Genomic DNA, 16,113 nt, shown 5'->3' on the forward strand with positions numbered 1-16,113 from the left:
CGGCAGGGCCCTCCGCGCCGAACGCCTCCGCCCGCCTCCCCCGCACCGGGGTGGCGGGCGTTGTCGTTCGTCCCTCTCGTTTCGCGCGCGTTCCCTCCGCGCGATCGCCGGATGACGGATGCCGCGAGCCGGGCCGCGAACGTAGGCTTCCTGATACGCGGCATCCGCTCACCACCCCGGCGGCGGGCCGCCCGAGCGAGGGAGCGTTATGAGCGCCGTCACCATCAGCGTCACCGGCACCGCGGAGCGCCGGGCGCCCGCCGAGCGCGGAACCGTGTCCGTCGCGATCGCCGTCGAGGTTCCCGACGACGGCTCGAAGGCCACCGAGGCGGCCGTGCTGCTCAGTGAGGAGCTCGCGGAGCAGGCGCGGGGCTTCGTGTCGTCGGGGGAGGCGACCTGGTGGTCGTCGGAGCAGCTCAGCACCCGCACCTTCGACAAGTACGAGAACAGCGACGAGCCCGCCAAGGAGACGAGGATCACGCGCTATCACGGCGCCTACGCCGGGGTGCAGGTGAGGTTCCAGGACTTCGCGGCCCTCGGCCGCTGGGTGACGCGCATCGCCGACATCGACGACGTCTCCCTCGCGGGCGTCTCCTGGGCGATCACGGATGCGACGACGACCGAGCTCGCCGGCCGGGTGCGGGCCGAGGCGGTCGCCGATGCACGAGCCCGTGCCGAGGCGTATGCCGCGGCATCCGGTCTCGGCGAGGTCGCCCTCGTGCAGCTGTGGGAGGCCGGGCTGCGCCCCGACTCCTCGAGCCCGGGCGAGATGCTCATGGCCCGAGCCGCGTTCTCGTCGACGCAGCCGGGCGGCTTCCCGTTCAAGCCCGAGGATGTCGTGGTGAGCGCGACGATCACCGCTGACTACCGCGCGCAGTAGCCCGCCCTCGCGGGGCCCGAGGTCCTCCGCGGCGCACGTTCTTCGTCGGGGCGCTTCGAAGACCGTGCGCCGTGACGAGGACCGTGCGCCGTGACGAGGACGGTGCGCCGCGAGGTGCCGGAGGGGGCGCGGTGGGCGAGAGTATTGACAGTCGGGATTTTATCGATAACATTGCTCTCAAGCGAGGTGCGCAATCGTTTGATCTGTTTGCGTATGACCGGAACGGAACGTCGAGTCGATCGTCTCGACGGTGCTCAGCGAGCGTCGCTGGAGCGTCTGTGCACCGTGCCCTCATCACATTCAATGGCGAACCGTCCGGTGAGCCCGATCCAAGGAGACACAATGAAGTTCTCGAGAAGAACAGGTCTGATCGCCGCAACGGCCGGCCTGGCACTCGTTCTGAGCGGTTGCGCCGGCGCAGACTCCGATTCGAGCGGCGACGGCGTCACCACCATCAACTACTGGAGCTGGGACGGCGCGCCGGGCCAGGACCTCGTCGAACCCATCATCGAGTCGTTCGAGGCCGAGAACCCCGACATCGAGGTCAACTACACCGAGATCCCCCAGACCGACTACAAGGCGAAGGCCGCGCAGTCGCTCGGGGCGGGCGAGGACATCGATGTGCTCACCGTGCAGCCGGGTGCCTGGTCCGGCGAGGTCGAGGACTATCTGCTGCCGGTCTCGGATTGGCCGGTGGATGACGACCTCGAGAGCGAGTTCACCGCCCAGTCGGTCGAACAGGCCAAGCGTCTCTTCAGCGACGGGGAGCTCTACGCCGTGCCGGTCTACTCGACAGGCTCCGTCGTGGGCGTCTACAACGCCGACATCCTGAGCGGTCTCGGTGTGACCCCGCCGAGCACCTGGGCGGAGTTCGCAGCTCTGTCCGACGCCCTCGCAGCACAGGGCGAGGGCATCCTCCCCGTCACCATGCCCTCCGAGGACTGGTTCCAAGACGAGGTCGCGCTCACCGCGGTGGGCCAGGTCGACCCCGACTTCTTCAACGCCGTGCGCTACGACGAGGGCGCATGGAACACCCCGGAGTACGTGCAGGGGCTCGAAGACTACAAGGCCCTCTACGACACGGGCGCCTTCGACAGCTCCACGCTCGACATGGATTACGCGACGGCCATGACGACCTTCGACGAGGGAAAATCCGCCGTCGTGTTCAACGGCTCGTGGGAGGCCGGTCGCATCCTGACCGGCAACTACGGCATCGTCCCCTTCCCGGCCGAGAACGCGGACGATGCGTCCCTTCGCGCCTTCCTCGACGTGATGCTCGGGATCCCCGCCGAATCGACCAAGCAGGATGCCGCTGCCAAGTTCATCGAGTACATGTCGGTCGGCGCGGGCGTGGACGAATGGGCCAGCGCCCTCAAGGGGGTCCCGGCCCTCGACGGCTACGAACTGCCCGACGGCGTCCTGACGACCGATCTGCAGAAGCAGAGCTACGAGCTCCTCGTCGACCTCATCAACAATCCGCACGGCGACCGCAACAACCTGGGCGCCTTCGCCGACTTCGTCGGCGCCAATGTCAAGCAGGTGCTGCACGGCGCGATGACCGCCGAGGAGGCTGCGGACAGCGATCAGGCCGAGCTGGAGAAGGGCAACTTCTGAGCCCGAGCGCCGTCGCAGCGAACACTGCGAGCGGGCCGTCCGATGCCGTCGGACGGCCCGTCCTCGCCGAGACCCGGATCAGGAGAGCACACATGAGCAGCCGGACACGCACCCCACGAAAGAAGCGCCGCAGCGACTGGCTGCTCGGGCTGGTCTTCCTCAGCCCGCTGCTCGTCATCTACGCGGTCTACTACCTCTACAGCATCGTCTTCCTGGGCCAGACCAGCCTGCAGAAGGTCGGGATCTCGCTGCTGCGACCGGTGGAGGTGGGCTTCGACAACTTCGTGCTCCTGTTCACCGACCCGGTATTCGGGCAGTCGATCCTCAACAACCTCGTCTTCGCGGCCATCAGCATCGCCGTCGCCCTGACGATCGGCTTCTTCATCGCGGTGTCGCTGTCAACGGGCGTGCGCGGCCGCAAGCTCTTCTACCTCGTCTTCCTCCTGCCCGCGCTGATGCCGCTGTCACTGGTCGCCACCATCTTCGGCTCGATGCTCCAGGAGCGCTTCGGCATCCTCAACGAGACCCTCCGGGCCGTCGGCCTCGGCGACCTCGCGCAGTCGTGGCTGACCACCCCGGGCCTCGCCTACGGCGCCGTGATCCTCATCTTCTGCTACCTCATCGGCCTGCCGATCATGTACTACACGGCCGATCTCTCCGCTTTGCCGACCTCGTCGCTGGAGGCCGCACTGCTCGACGGGGCGGGAACCTTCCGGATCATGCGCTCGATCATCTACCCGATGATGAAGACGACCCACATCACGGTCATCCTCGCCCTGCTGCTCGGCTCGTTCCGCGCCCTCGAGCAGGTGCTGTTCTCGACCGACGGCGGCCCGGGCTCGACCACGGAGATCGTCGGCACCTATCTCTACGGCTACACGAACTCGGGCGGCAAGACGATCGGATTCGCGGCCGCCGCCTCCGTTGTCGTCCTCCTCATCGCCCTCGTCATCTCGCTGATCCAGATGTACGCCACGCGCACGCCTCGTAAGGAGAAGGCATGACCACCACAGATACGCTGCCGCCCGTCGATCGGACGGTGGGAGAGGGCTCGGACGACGGGCGGAGACGTCGTCGCAGGAGCGTCGACGACAATCCCCTGAGGATGATCATCACCGCGGGTCCCGACCGCTGGGTCATCTACGGGCTGCTGATCGTCATGGGAGTCGTCTTCGCCTTCCCGCTCTATGCGGCCGTCGCGAAGTCCCTGCAGGGGTTCGGGATCGAGAACTACATCAGCCTCATCGCCGAGCCCGTCGGCGGTGTGCCGATCCTGCTGACCTACGTCAACTCCTTCGCCATCGGCGCCCTGCACGCCGTCCTCGTCGTGGCGATCAGCGCGACGGCCGGCTACGCGCTCTCGAAGATCGCCTTCCGCGGACGAGAGCTGGCCTTCGCGCTCATCCTCCTCTTCCTCGCCGTGCCGGGGACGGCCCTGCTCATCCCGGTGTTCCACATCACCGATCAGCTCGGGCTCTTCAACAGCTATCTCGGTGTGGCCCTGCCCGAAGCCGTGCTCACGATCCCCTTCGGCGTGCTGCTGATGAGGAACTACGGGCGCACCATCGACGACGCCCTCATCGAGGCGGCGGAGCTCGACGGCGCGGGCCATCTCCGGATCTTCTGGAACGTCTTCGTGCCCCTGTCGCGACCGGTCATCGCGAACCTCGTGGTGCTCTGCTTCATCTGGTCGTTGCAGGACTTCCTCTGGCCGTCGATGCTCTTCACCGATCCGAGCATCACGACCGCCGCCCAGTCGGTGGCGTCGTTCGCGAACGCGCTCGGCCGTTCGCCGGAGGACTTCGGCCGCTACAACGCGAGCCTCGTCCTCCTCGCGATCCCCGCCGTGCTCTTCGTGCTCTTCGGCCTGCGGTTCATCGTCAACGGCCTCACCAGCGGAAGCACCAAGGACTGAGCCCGTGACACAGCATGAGATCTGGTTCGACCGACCGGCCGAATCGTGGACGGAGGCGCTGCCGCTCGGCAACGGCGTCCTGGGCGCGATGGTCTTCGGAGGCCCCCACCGGGAGCGCCTGCAGATCAACGACGGCACCGCGTGGTCCGGAAGCCCCGCCAACGAGTTCGCCGAGCCCCGCATCGAACCGGCGGTGGCGGCCGAGGCGCTCCGCGAGGCGCGGGAGGCCATCGCCGCGCAGGACTACACCCGGGCGGATGACGCACTCCGTCGTATCCAGCACCGCCACAGTCAGACCTTCCTGCCCTTCGTCGACCTCGAGTTGCGCATCGGCTCCGAGGGCGGAGCGGTCAGCGACTACCGCCGCCGGCTCGAGCTGCGCACGGCGACCCATACGACCGACTACCGGGTGGACGGCCGAGCGATCCGGCAGCGCACCTTCGTCAGCCATCACGACGGCGTGCTCGTGCACGAGATCACGACCGAGGCGCCGGGATCGCTCGAGCTGGTCGCGGGGCTCACGAGCCTGCTGCGGGTGCGCTCGAGCCGGGTCTCGGTCGAGGGGGCCGAGCTGTCCCTGCTGCTCGCGATGCCCGCGGACGTGAGTCCCCTCCACGACGAGGTCGACGAGCCGGTGCGCTATGACGACGACGACACCCTGTCGATGCAGGCCGCCGCCGTCGTCCGTTTCCGGCACGACGGACGCCTCGAGCGCGACGGCCGGTTCGTGCGCATCGTGGGCGCGACATCCGTCACCGTGTTCGTCGCGACCCAGACGACCTTCGCGGGCATCGGCCGCTACCCGGAGGGCACCGCGGCCGATGCCTACGATCGCGCTCGTGAGCGGGCCGAGGCCGCATCGCGTCTCGAGACCGGCGTCCTGCACGCGCGTCACGTCGTCGACCACGCCGCGCTCTACTCGGCCGCCGAGATGACCATCGGCGTCGATCCGGAGCTGCCGATCGACGAGCGTCTGCGGCGTGGGAACGCCCACCCCGGCGGCACCATCGCGGCGGATCCGGCGCTCGCCGCGCTCCTGTTCAACTACGGCCGTTACCTGCTCATCAGCAGCTCGCGGGCCGGCGGCACGCCCGCCAACCTCCAGGGCATCTGGAACGACTCACTGCAGCCGCCGTGGAGCTCGAACTACACCACCAACATCAATGTGCAGATGAACTACTGGATGGCGGAGGTCGGCAACCTCGAAGACTGTCTGCCCCCGCTCTTCGACCTCATCGACGGCTTGAGCCGCACCGGCCGTCGCACGGCGCGCGAGCTCTACGACGCCCCGGGCTGGGTTGCGCACCACAACACGGATGTCTGGGCCTACTCGATGCCCGTCGGCATGGGGGAGCACGACCCGAAGTGGGCCTTCTGGCCCCTGGCCGGCCCCTGGCTCGTCCGCCACCTGTGGGAGCGGGTGCTCTACGGCGCGGATGACGACTTCGTGCGCGCACGTGCGTGGGCGCCCATCCGCTCGGCGGCCGAGTTCGCGCTGTCGTGGCTCGTCGAACAGGAGGACGGATCGCTGGGCACCGTGCCGTCAACCTCGCCCGAGAACCAGTTCTTCACGCCCGACGGTGCGATCGCCTCCTCGGCGCGCTCCTCGGCGTACGACCTGGTGGTCATCGCGGATCTGCTCGACATCCTCGTCGCCGTGGCGAGCCGTCTGGGCATCGACGACGACGAGGTCGTGGCGGCGGCAGCTCGGGCCCGGCCGCGCATCCCCGCACCGCGCATCGGTCGCGACGGCACCGTCCAGGAGTGGGCGGACGACTTCGACTTCCCCGATCCGACGCACCGGCACATCGCCCACCTCTATTTCCTGCATCCGAGCGACGGGGAGCTGACGCCCGAGCGGGCTCGGGCGGCCTCGCTCAGCCTCGACGGGCGGGGCGACGAGTCGACGGGCTGGTCGTTGACCTGGAAGCTCATCATGCGGGCCCGGCTCGGGCAGCCGCACAAGGTCAGCGATCTGATGCGGCTCGTCTTCCGCGACATGGAAGTCGACCGCGGTCCGTGGATCGGCGGGCTCTACCCGAATCTGTTCGTGGCCCATCCGCCTTTCCAGATCGACGGCAACTTCGGCTATGTGACGGGCCTCGCGGAATGCCTGATGCAGAGCCATGCCGGGGGGATCGATCTTCTGAAGGCGGTTCCGGCCGAGCTGCCCTCGGGGCGGGTGCGGGGGCTGAGGGCACGACCCGGCATCGAGGTGGATGTCGAATGGAGCCCGGATGACCGGGGTCGTCCGTCTCTCACCGCGGTGAGCCTGCGCGCAGTGGTCCCTGCCGCACGGGGCGAGCACGCGGTGCGATACGCGGGTGCCGAGATCCGGGTGATGGTGGGAAGCGAGGTGGTGCGGATAGCGGCCTCCGCGTTCGCCGCCGGTTCGCGCGTCTCGTGACAGCTCCGTGACCTCTCTCCGTCACGCCACCTCGTGCCGGGGTTCGTTATCGATAAAATCGACGCTGCTCCGGAAGGTAGCATGATGCGGGGCGCCGAGCCGTATCTCATCCGAAGGGGGATGCTCCGTGACGAGCAGCAGACGCTCTGCAGAGAAGCCGGCGACGATCTACGACGTCGCGCGAGAGGCCGGGGTCTCTCATCAGACGGTCTCACGATTCCTTCTCGGCTACCAGGGCATCCGCCCGGCCACCAGGCGGAAGGTCGAGGAGGCGCTCGAGACGCTCGACTACCGAACCAACATCACAGCCCGTAATCTCCGCAACGGGCGCACGGGGATGGTCTCGCTCGCGATTCCGAGCCTCAACCAGCCCTATTTCGCCGAGCTCGCGCAATCGGTCATCCACGCCGCCCGCGAGGTCGGGCTCACCGTCTTCGTCGAGACGATGGAGAACGACAAGGAGCGCGAACTCGCCGTGCTCTCGGGCACGCGGGGCAATCTCGTCGACGGTGTGCTCTTCGCTCCGACCGCGATGTCGGTCGACGACCTCTCGCGGCTCAAGATCGGCTTTCCGATCGTGCTGCTCGGAGATCGTATCTTCGACAGCGGCTTCGACCACGTGGCGATGGCCAACTCCGAAGGAGCCCGGGCGGCGGTCGAGCACCTCATCGGATTGGGGCGTCGCCGCATCGCCGTCGTCGGCGTCGAGCCCCCGCGCAACCTCGGTGCGGCCCATCTGCGCTTCACGGGCTATCGCGATGCCCTGGATGCCGCGGGGATCGAGTTCGACGAGCGGCTCGCCCTCGGCGGCGGGGGCTGGATCAAAGACGACGGCGTGCACGCCATCGAGCGGTTGATCGCTTCGGGAACTCCCTTCGACGCCGTGTTCGGCTTCAACGACGCGCTCGCGCTCGGCGCATTGCGCGGGCTCCTGCGGGCGGGGTTGCGGGTGCCCGACGACGTGGCGGTCGTGGGCTTCGACGACACCCAGGACGCGCTGTATTCGACTCCGACCCTCACAAGCGTCGCCCCCGGTCGTGAGGAGATCGCCCGTATCGCCGTCGGTCTGATGGACCGGCGGTTGAAAGGTCAGTCCTCGGCGGGCGGTCCCCAGGAGTTCCAGGCCGACTTCCATCTCGTCGCGCGCGAGAGCAGCCTCGGCTGACACGGGCCGCACGGCGAGGCGGTCAGGATGCCGCTTCCCCGCCGTCTTCGTCGTGGTCCTCGTCGAGCAGCATGCCGATCGGGGTGGCGCACGTGTCGCCCTTCCACGCCTCGATGCCTTCGCGCACGGCGAAGCCGGCGATGACGAGGGCGGCGATCGGGTCGGCCCAGGCCCAGCCGAGGAGGGTGTTGAGCGCGAGGCCCAGCAGCACGGCCGCCGAGAGATAGGTGCACAGCAGGGTCTGCTTCGAGTCGGCCACGGCCGTCGCCGAGCCGAGCTCGCGGCCGGTGCGACGCTCGATCCACGAGAGCAGGGGCATGACGACCACGCTGATCGCCGTGATGACGATGCCGACGGTGCTGTGCTGCGCATCCAGCACGCCGGTGAGCGAGAGCACGGCATTGACCGTCACGTAGGCGGCCAGTGCGAAGAAGGCGAGTGCGATCACCCGCAGGGTGCCCTTCTCGTAGCGCTCCGGGTCGGCGCGCGAGAACTGCCAGGCGACCGCTGCGGCCGAGAGCACCTCGACGAGGGAGTCGAGCCCGAAGCCGATCAGCGCGCCCGACGACGCCGCCGTGCCCGCGGCGATCGAGACGACCGCCTCGATGAGGTTGTAGCCGATCGTGATGCCCACGATCCAGCGGATGCGCCCGTGCAGCACCGCCTTCCGCTCGGGGGAGGGGGCCTGGGTCGCGGTGGTGGTGCTCATCGGGCCGGCTCGCAGCACCCGGGAACGGAGCACGCGGCATCCATGCACTCGGCCGACTCGTCGACGGCGAGCACGACGCTCACGAGGTCGTCGAGGGCGCGGGTGAGATGCGGGTCGGAGATCTCGTAGCGCGCCTGCCTGCCCTGCGGCTCGACGACGACGATGCCGCAGTCGCGCAGGCAGGCCAGGTGGTTGGAGACGTTCTGCCGGGTCAGCCCGAGCTGCTCGGCGAGCGCGGCCGGGTAGGCCGGGCCGTCGAGCAGGGTCATGAGGATGCGCGAGCGGCTCGGATCGGCCATCGCGCGGCCGAGGCGGTTCATCACATCCAGGCGAGTCGTCAGCGTGAGCATGAGAAAACAGTACAGCAGGCGCTGTACAGATGTCAGCTGGCACCGCCATGGATGGGGTGCTGATACGGGCGAGCGGCGTCGGGAAGCGGCTCAGCGGGCCCAGTGCGCGGGGCGGGTGAGCGATGCGGGGAGAACCGTCGTGGCGTCCCCCTGGGCCGAGTTGAGCTGCACCTGGGTGAGGAAGAGGGCCTGTGAGACATCCGCCCCGCCCAGCTGCGCGTCGCGCAGGTCGGCGCCGATGAGGTCGGCTCCGCGCAGATCCGCACCGCGCAGGTCGGCGGCGATGAGGTAGGCGCCCCGCAGGTTCGCGCCGCGCAGGTCGTGACCGGCCAGCGTCGCGCCCATCAGATCGGCGCCCGGGCGGAGCGTGCGCCGTGGCTTCGTCGGCGGCGAGGCGGGCTGCGCCCCGGCCCGCACGAGCTCGCTCGCCCGCGCCAGGATCGTGTTCACGGCGTCCCGGTGCGCCCCCACGTCGACCGCCAGGATCTGCCGGGGGCCCAGCTCGGTGAGACGCTCGGTCTCGACGAAAGCCGCTTCGAGCTCGGAGCGGAGGGGCCGGGCCTGCGGCATCGCCATCGCCTCGTTCAGATACCAGAGCAGCTCCTGCAACCGGCGCACGATCGGGAAGACCGCGAACATCTGCTGCCGCGAGTCGGGGTCGTCGCGCCAGCTGCGCCCCTCGAAGCTGTTCTGCGAGACCTTCTGGCCCGCGCCGAAGCAGTCGAAGACCGTGCAGCCCTTGAAGCCCCGGTCGCGCAGCTGGGGATGGATGCCGCAGCGGAAGTCGTCGGCGAGGTTCACGCACGGCTCGCCCGCGCCCTTGTCGAACGCGAAGTCCGCCGACCGGGCGAAGGCCAGGGCGACGCAGCACAGGGCGAAGCAGTTCGCGCAGTCGGCCGTGAGCAGGTTGCGGCGCTCCCTCTCGGAGGTCTCAGGCATCGGCTCCTCCGCTCGTGATCGTGTCGTCGAGCTCGCGGGCGTCGGTGTCGATCTCGCGGACGAGGGCTCGCGCGCGCAGCTCCCGCAGAAAGGCCTCGACATCCGCTCGCACCGCCGCGGGCTCGACCGCGTAGGAGCCGGCGACGTGCGCGACGATCGCCTCGGTGTCGCGGCCGCCGGTGCCGTCGGCGTCGGTGCCGATCGCCCTCCAGATCGCGGCCGCGCTGCCGGCGAGGGCCTGCGGCGTCGCGCTCGCGGGATCGGCGAGATCGAGCACGACGACCCGGTCTCCGCTGTCGACGGCGGCGACGTGCTCGGCGCGACGCCATCGGGATGCCGGGGCATCCGTCGACCCGTCCGCCGGCCCGAGCGCTTCGAGAAGCCCCACCGCGAGCAATCGCGCGATCGCCTCGGAGACCGCCTCGGCGGCGTCCCCGTGCGGCGGGAGGCCGTGGAGCTCGACGACGGAGGCGAGCAGTCGCGTCTCGCTCGCACCGCTGCCGGCCCGCAGCCAGAGCTGCGGCCCGATGCCGCTCAGCACGTGCACGACGCCGTCGCTGAGCACGAGGAGCTCGGGCCCGACGGCAATCGCGTCGAGCGCGGCGCCACGGCGGTAGCCCTCCGCCGCCTCGAGGTCTGTGCGTGCGTCGAGACCCGTGCGCGCGTCGAGGTCCACGGGCTCCCAGCCCTCGGGCTCCGAGTGCGCGGTGAGCAGCTCGGGCACCGCGGCCGCGAGGTGGTCCGCCTCGCCGTAGACCACCCGCCGCACCCCGCCGCTGCGTTCGATGAGGGTCGCGAGATACCGCAGCGGACGGGGGAGCTCGGCGAAGTAGCTCGCCTCCGGCACGATCGCGGCGATCGCCTCGGCGAGCGGAACCTCCTCGACGCGAGGGTCACCGGCGCCCGGGCGGCGGTCGAGCAGGATGATGCCGCCGAGGCGGAGCGATGCGTCGGGGAGAGGCAGCAGGCCGAGCGCGGACGGCGCGAGCTGGCGCTTGGGGCGTACCGCGGCATCCGCGCTGGTCATCGTGCCGGTCGCTGGGTCGGTCGCCGCGGCGCTCGCGGGCTCGATCACCGAGAGGGGCTTGCGGTAGGGCAGCACGGTGCCGCTCGCATCGACGGCGATCGTCTCGTCGGAGACGTAGCCGTAGCGGCTGCCGAGCGCGCGCGCCGCCGTCGTCTTGCCGCGGCCCGACGGCCCGACGAAGGCGAGCACCGCGCCGTCCGCCGTCACGAGTCCGCAGGCGTGCAGCATGAGCAGGCGGCCGCGCTGCCGCTCGATCGCTGCGAGCGTGACACGGGCGGAGAGCGCCGAGGCCAGGGTCGCCGTGTCCGCTGCCGCGACATCCGCTCTCTCGGTCGAGGCCGGGCTCGTCGCCGTGGCCGGGCCGTCGGCGATCCCGGCCGAGATCACGAGCTCGGCCGCGTCGTCGCCGGTGCTCGTCTGTGCCTTTGTGCTCGTCTGTGCCCTTGCGCTCGCCCCGGCCCAGGCTGCGCGGAGCGACTCCCGCTGCGAGCGATCCAGCGAGGCGGCGAAGTCGATGCGGATGCGGCTGCCGAGCGCATCCACGATCATCCCGGGCTCCATGGCTGTCGAGTCTAGCCAGGGTGCCGAGCGCGGGCTTGTTCGCGGGCGACGAGCCTCGGCGGAGCGCGCTCGCGAACAGGCCCGCGCTCGACGGCGCCACGAAGCCCGGGGTGAAATCCGGCGTTACGTTTGGCTCCTCGTCGACCCCGTCGATAGGATCAACCCCGAACAGGTCACAAATCGGTTGCACAAACGTTTGGGGGGCGTGCGCTTATGCGTTCACGCAAGAATTCGACGACATCTCCGGCTGCTCGAGAGGAACGGGGCGGCGAGCCTCGCCGATTCGCGCGGATGCCGCGGCTGCTCTTCGCGGGAGTGCTGACGGCCGCGCTCGCGCTCTCCCCGCTCGCGGCGCAGGCGGCGAACCCGCAGCCGACGGATCCCGCATCGTCCACGTCGACGCCCGCGACGGAGTCGACGGCGACCGAGACGCCCACCTCGACCGCGGTGCCCACCGAGGCCTCCACGGCCGACCCGACCCCCGCCCCCGGCGAGACCCCCGCCCCGAGCGAGACCCCCGCCCCCGGCGAGCTGCCCGCACCTCCGCCGCCGCCCCAGCCCACGACCGGCGCACCGGCTCCGGGCGAGCAGACCGGCACCGGCACGCCGACCGAGCAGAACGGTCTCACGGCTCCCGCCCCTGCCCCCGGTTCCGCGCAGCGCGCCGCTGTGGGCCCGCACTCCATCTCGGGCACCGTCACGCGCGCCGGCGGCGCCCCCGTGACGGCGGCCGACTCCGTGTGGGTCTCGCTCATCGATCAGAGCAGCAGCAGCCTGATCGCATCCACCACCACCGCCATTGACGGCAGCTACACACTGAGCGACATCCCCTCGGGCGACGACATGGTCGTGCAGTTCGGCTCGGGCTCGGGAACCCTGCTCGGCGAGTACTACGACGACGCGCCCAGCGCGTTCTTCGCGCAGGCCTTCACCTTCACCGACGAGGAGCCGCAGACGCTCACCGGCATCGACGCCGAGCTCGCTCTCGGCTCGGTGATCTCCGGTCATGTCTCGGGCAGCGACGGCAGCTCGGTCGACGGCGTGTACGTGAACATTCAGCGTGTGCCGAGCGGATCGGGCAACAGCTTCTTCGGCGGCCAGGTGGAGGCCGACGGCGACTACTCGATCACGGGCGTTGCTCCCGGCGACTACCGGGTGACCTTCTCGGGGACCCCGGGCGGGCTGATGGGCCAGTACTACGACGGCGTCTACGATCAGGGCTCCGCGACCCTCGTGACGGTCGCGGGCAACGGGCAGACCGTGACCGGCATCGACGCGATCCTCGACCCGGGAAGCTCGGTCTCCGGGACCGTCACGCGCAACGACGGCGGGTCGTTCGAGACGAGCCCCGTCACCGTATCGGTGCAGCCGGTCGACAACCAGGGCTTCTCCGTCGACGCGACGGTGGCCGCCGACGGCAGCTACACGGTCGACGGCCTGGCCCCCGGCGTCTACACGGTGCAGTTCAGGCCGCAGGAGGAGGGCAGCAACCTCATCCTCGGCTACTACGGCGGCACCGACTGGTCGACGGCCGCGCGGATCACCATCGGCGCGGGCGAGGCGCAGGACCTCGTCGGCTACGACTTCGGGATGCTGCTGGGAAACGAGATCTCGGGCCAGATCACCCGGGCCGACGGTGAGCCCTGGGAGGAGTTCCGCACACCGCAGGTGATCGTCGAGGAGTGGGACGGCTCGAGCACGAGCGTCACCTCCACCTCGATGGAGGCCGACGGGAGCTACGCCGTCCACGGCATCGCCCCCGGAAGCTACCGTGTGAAGTTCGAGGGCAGCTACAGCGACGACGCCTTCGGCTTCGTCTGGTACGACGACGTGATCGATCCGAGCGCGGCGCATCAGTTCGTCTTCGGGTCCGACCCCCAGGTCGTCACGGGAATCGACGGCCAGCTCTCGCAGGCGTCGAGCGTCTCGGGCACGGTCACGCGCTCCGACGGCAAGCCGATCGAGGAGAACACCTTCGTCTCCCTCGAGCTGCCGGGCTCCGGCTACATCGCGGCCTCCACGCAGGTGCGGGCCGACGGCAGCTACCGCTTCGACAAGGTCACGCCGCGCGACTACGTCGTGCGGTTCGGCGGCACCGACCACGTACGGGAGCAGTACTACCCCGACGTGCAGTACTCCTACGAGGCCACGATCCTCACCGTCACCGAGGAGCCGCTCACGGGGATCGACGCGACCCTGACGGCGGGCGCCCCCGTCACCGGAACCGTGACGCGCTCGGACGGCGCCCCCATCGACTACACGAGCATCGCGGTCTACGCCTACGACGCCGACTACCGCCAGGCCGGATCGACCTGGGTGAACACCGACGGAAGCTACAAGATCCCCGCGCTCGCCGCCGGCAACTACCGGTTCCAGTTCACCCCGCTGGGCACGGGCAACCCGGTCGTCCCCTCCTGGTGGGACGGCAAGGCATCCTTCGAGCAGGCCGACGCCGTCACGATGCCGAGCACGCTCGAGGCCGTGACGGGCATCGACACCGAGCTCATCGTGGGCACGACGGCGAGCGGTCACGTCGTCGATCCGAACGGCGACCCGGTCGCCAACACCTCGGTCTCGTTCGCCGGCGCCGATGGGCGCTACGGCTACGGCACCACGAACGCCGACGGCGACTACACCGTCTACGGCCTCGCCGACGGCGACTACACCGTGCAGTTCAGCACCTGGGACACGGGCCTGATCGGCGAGTACTACGACGACGCCCGCACCGTGGATGACGCGACCCTCGTGACTGTCGAGAACGCCGAGCCCGTCACGGGCATCGACGCCGCCCTCGAGCAGGGCAGCACGATCTCGGGCACCGTGACCCGTGCCGACGGCGGGAGCCTCGCCGACTGCGCCGTGCGGGTCTCCCTCGTGCGCGACGCACCGCCCAGCCAGAGCGGCGACGGCGGGGAGTGCGTGGACGCCGACGGCGGCTACGCGATCGACGGCATCGCGCCCGACCGCTACTTCGTGGCCTTCGGCGGCGAGGGGCTCGCGACCCAGTGGTTCGACGACGTGTCGGTGCGTGCGGATGCCACGGTCCTCGAGTTCGTCGAGGGCGAGCCGCGCGACGAGACCGGTGTCGACGCCGAGCTGCAGCCCGGCGGCTCCATCACCGCGAGCGCGACCCGCAGCGACGGCGGCTCTCTCGACGCCGTGACCGTCGAGGCCGTGCTGGCCGACGGCGGCACGGTCGTCTACAGCCGCGCGGTCGGCAGCTACGAGCCCCAGTTCACACTGAGCGGCCTCCCGCTCGACCGCTACCTGCTTCGCTTCAGCGCTCCCGGCCTGCCGACCCAGTACTACGGCGGCGCCGATGCCGGCAGCGCCACGGTCGTCGACCTCACGACGGAGCCCGACGCGACGGGCATCGCGGTCGCTCTGGCGGCGGCATCCACGGCGGCGCTCGAGGTGACGCGCGGCGGCGGCGAGACGGTGACCGCCGGTCAGACGCTTGCGGCCCTCGCGGTCACGGTCGTCGACGGCGCGGGCGAGCCGGTCTACGGCAAGCGCGTGGTGTTCACGGTCTCGGGCGCGGCGACCTTCGCCGGCGGCGCGACCACGGCGACCGCGCCCTCGAACTCGGCCGGTCTCGCGGTCTCGCCCGCGCTCCTCTCCGGCGAGACGGCGGGCACGGTCACGGCGAGCGCACGCATCTCGGGTGTGTCCGGCAGCTCCGTGGCCTTCGACCCCTCGACGGTGCGCGATGCACAAGACGGCGCGGGCGACCTCAGTGTGACCACGACGGCCACCACGAGCCTCGAGAACGGCCTCGCGGTGCTCACCGTGACGGTGCTCAACAGCGGCCCGGCGGCCGCCGATCTGCGCATCACGACTCCGTTCGGCGCCAAGACCTACACGAACGTCGCCCCGGGCGCCGAGGCGACGCGTGTCTTCCGCAGCTACCGGGCATCCGTCGACGACGGCACCGTGACGGTGCGCGTGACGGATCCCGTGGGCGGGCACAGCATCGACATCTCGACCGACTATGAAGGCGTGGAACTATGAGCAAGAAGATCAACGACGTGACGGCGGACGACTCGTCCCGAAGCATCGCGCGCAGTGTGCTCAGCCGGCGCACGGTCATCAAGGGCTCCGCATGGGCGGCTCCCGTGATCGCCGTCGCCGTGGCGTCACCCGCCGCTGCGGCATCCCAGGGCGACGTCGCGAGCATCCGCTACCTGTCGACCACGATCGGCGGCGGCGACCTGCTCGTCGGGCAGGCGCTCGACTCGATGCAGCAGCCGGTCGCCGGGGTGACGGTCTCGTTCGACATCCAGTCGGGTTCGCTCGCCTTCACGGGCGACCAGTCGGTTCCGACCGACACGACCGGCACCTTCTTCGCGCCGATCGAGTCGACCCTGCAGCCGGGGGCGGGCCCGGAGACGGGCATCATCCTGGTCACCGTCGGCAGCCTTGCCACCGAGCCCATCACGGTGACAGTGTTGCCGGAGGACTGATCCCCGGATCGCCCCGACCTCGTCGATGACCCGCCCGACGACCCTCGTCGACGGGCCGCACCGCTAACAGACCGACCGCACGC

The 16,113-nt window shown here is 70.1% G+C and carries 12 protein-coding genes; 8 read left to right on the forward strand and 4 right to left on the reverse strand.

Translation table 11 applies throughout. From position 1 onward, the window contains the following. The first annotated feature begins 208 nt into the window (after positions 1-208). From CLV54_RS03340 to CLV54_RS03365, 6 genes are all read left to right on the forward strand, one after another. Positions 209-880 carry an SIMPL domain-containing protein gene (locus tag CLV54_RS03340; protein ID WP_100343503.1) on the forward strand — a complete coding sequence of 224 codons (672 nt, stop codon included), beginning with the start codon at positions 209-211 and terminating at the stop codon, positions 878-880. Between the two features lie 342 nt (positions 881-1,222). Beyond that, positions 1,223-2,494 carry an ABC transporter substrate-binding protein gene (locus CLV54_RS03345; protein ID WP_157802783.1) on the forward strand — a complete coding sequence of 424 codons (1,272 nt, stop codon included), beginning with the start codon at positions 1,223-1,225 and terminating at the stop codon, positions 2,492-2,494. Between the two features lie 92 nt (positions 2,495-2,586). Next, positions 2,587-3,498 (forward strand): carbohydrate ABC transporter permease, encoded by a 912-nt coding sequence (locus CLV54_RS03350; RefSeq protein WP_100343505.1) that lies wholly within the window; start codon positions 2,587-2,589, stop codon positions 3,496-3,498. Beyond that, positions 3,495-4,409 (forward strand): carbohydrate ABC transporter permease, encoded by a 915-nt coding sequence (locus CLV54_RS03355; RefSeq protein WP_211294423.1) that lies wholly within the window; start codon positions 3,495-3,497, stop codon positions 4,407-4,409. Before CLV54_RS03350 ends, CLV54_RS03355 begins: the two co-directional genes overlap by 4 nt. 4 nt (positions 4,410-4,413) lie before the next feature. After that, entirely contained in the window at positions 4,414-6,816 is a 2,403-nt protein-coding gene (locus tag CLV54_RS03360) for a glycoside hydrolase family 95 protein (RefSeq protein WP_100343507.1), read from the forward strand. Between the two features lie 127 nt (positions 6,817-6,943). After that, a complete protein-coding gene (locus tag CLV54_RS03365; RefSeq protein WP_100343508.1) occupies positions 6,944-7,981 on the forward strand; it encodes a LacI family DNA-binding transcriptional regulator in 1,038 nt (345 codons plus the stop codon). A 22-nt stretch (positions 7,982-8,003) separates the two neighbouring features. On the opposite strand, the gene CLV54_RS03370 is transcribed toward CLV54_RS03365, so the two are convergent. The 4 genes from CLV54_RS03370 to CLV54_RS03385 all read right to left on the reverse strand — a co-directional run bounded on the left by CLV54_RS03370 (position 8,004) and on the right by CLV54_RS03385 (position 11,567). Next, positions 8,004-8,690, reverse strand: coding sequence for a cation efflux transmembrane domain-containing protein (locus CLV54_RS03370; protein WP_100343651.1), 687 nt, complete (start codon positions 8,688-8,690; stop codon positions 8,004-8,006). After that, entirely contained in the window at positions 8,687-9,040 is a 354-nt protein-coding gene (gene cmtR, locus CLV54_RS03375; protein WP_100343509.1) for a Cd(II)/Pb(II)-sensing metalloregulatory transcriptional regulator CmtR, read from the reverse strand. Before cmtR ends, CLV54_RS03370 begins: the two co-directional genes overlap by 4 nt. Positions 9,041-9,130: 90 nt before the next feature. Further along, entirely contained in the window at positions 9,131-9,979 is an 849-nt protein-coding gene (locus CLV54_RS03380; protein WP_100343510.1) for a pentapeptide repeat-containing protein, read from the reverse strand. Beyond that, positions 9,972-11,567: a PqqD family peptide modification chaperone gene (locus CLV54_RS03385; protein WP_100343511.1), complete on the reverse strand. Its 1,596-nt coding sequence runs from the start codon at positions 11,565-11,567 to the stop codon at positions 9,972-9,974. The genes CLV54_RS03380 and CLV54_RS03385 overlap by 8 nt, the downstream gene beginning before the upstream one ends. A gap of 291 nt (positions 11,568-11,858) precedes the next feature. Between CLV54_RS03385 and CLV54_RS03390 the strand changes: the two genes are divergently transcribed. Further along, positions 11,859-15,578 carry a carboxypeptidase regulatory-like domain-containing protein gene (locus CLV54_RS03390; RefSeq protein ID WP_100343512.1) on the forward strand — a complete coding sequence of 1,240 codons (3,720 nt, stop codon included), beginning with the start codon at positions 11,859-11,861 and terminating at the stop codon, positions 15,576-15,578. Continuing rightward, positions 15,575-16,030: a hypothetical protein gene (locus CLV54_RS03395; protein WP_100343513.1), complete on the forward strand. Its 456-nt coding sequence runs from the start codon at positions 15,575-15,577 to the stop codon at positions 16,028-16,030. Before CLV54_RS03390 ends, CLV54_RS03395 begins: the two co-directional genes overlap by 4 nt. Positions 16,031-16,113 lie beyond the last annotated feature (83 nt).

It is taken from the genome of Compostimonas suwonensis (assembly GCF_002797855.1).
GTDB lineage: Bacteria > Actinomycetota > Actinomycetes > Actinomycetales > Microbacteriaceae > Compostimonas > Compostimonas suwonensis.

What these genes read in the sequence shown, in the direction of transcription:
- CLV54_RS03340 (WP_100343503.1), top strand. Translation starts at nt 209, where the DNA reads ATGAGCGCCGTCACCATCAGCGTCACCGGCACCGCGGAGCGCCGGGCG.
- CLV54_RS03345 (WP_157802783.1), top strand. Translation starts at nt 1,223, where the DNA reads ATGAAGTTCTCGAGAAGAACAGGTCTGATCGCCGCAACGGCCGGCCTG.
- CLV54_RS03350 (WP_100343505.1), top strand. Translation starts at nt 2,587, where the DNA reads ATGAGCAGCCGGACACGCACCCCACGAAAGAAGCGCCGCAGCGACTGG.
- CLV54_RS03355 (WP_211294423.1), top strand. Translation starts at nt 3,495, where the DNA reads ATGACCACCACAGATACGCTGCCGCCCGTCGATCGGACGGTGGGAGAG.
- CLV54_RS03370 (WP_100343651.1), bottom strand. Translation starts at nt 8,690, where the DNA reads ATGAGCACCACCACCGCGACCCAGGCCCCCTCCCCCGAGCGGAAGGCG.
- cmtR (WP_100343509.1), bottom strand. Translation starts at nt 9,040, where the DNA reads ATGCTCACGCTGACGACTCGCCTGGATGTGATGAACCGCCTCGGCCGC.
- CLV54_RS03380 (WP_100343510.1), bottom strand. Translation starts at nt 9,979, where the DNA reads ATGCCTGAGACCTCCGAGAGGGAGCGCCGCAACCTGCTCACGGCCGAC.
- CLV54_RS03385 (WP_100343511.1), bottom strand. Translation starts at nt 11,567, where the DNA reads ATGGAGCCCGGGATGATCGTGGATGCGCTCGGCAGCCGCATCCGCATC.
- CLV54_RS03390 (WP_100343512.1), top strand. Translation starts at nt 11,859, where the DNA reads ATGCCGCGGCTGCTCTTCGCGGGAGTGCTGACGGCCGCGCTCGCGCTC.
- CLV54_RS03395 (WP_100343513.1), top strand. Translation starts at nt 15,575, where the DNA reads ATGAGCAAGAAGATCAACGACGTGACGGCGGACGACTCGTCCCGAAGC.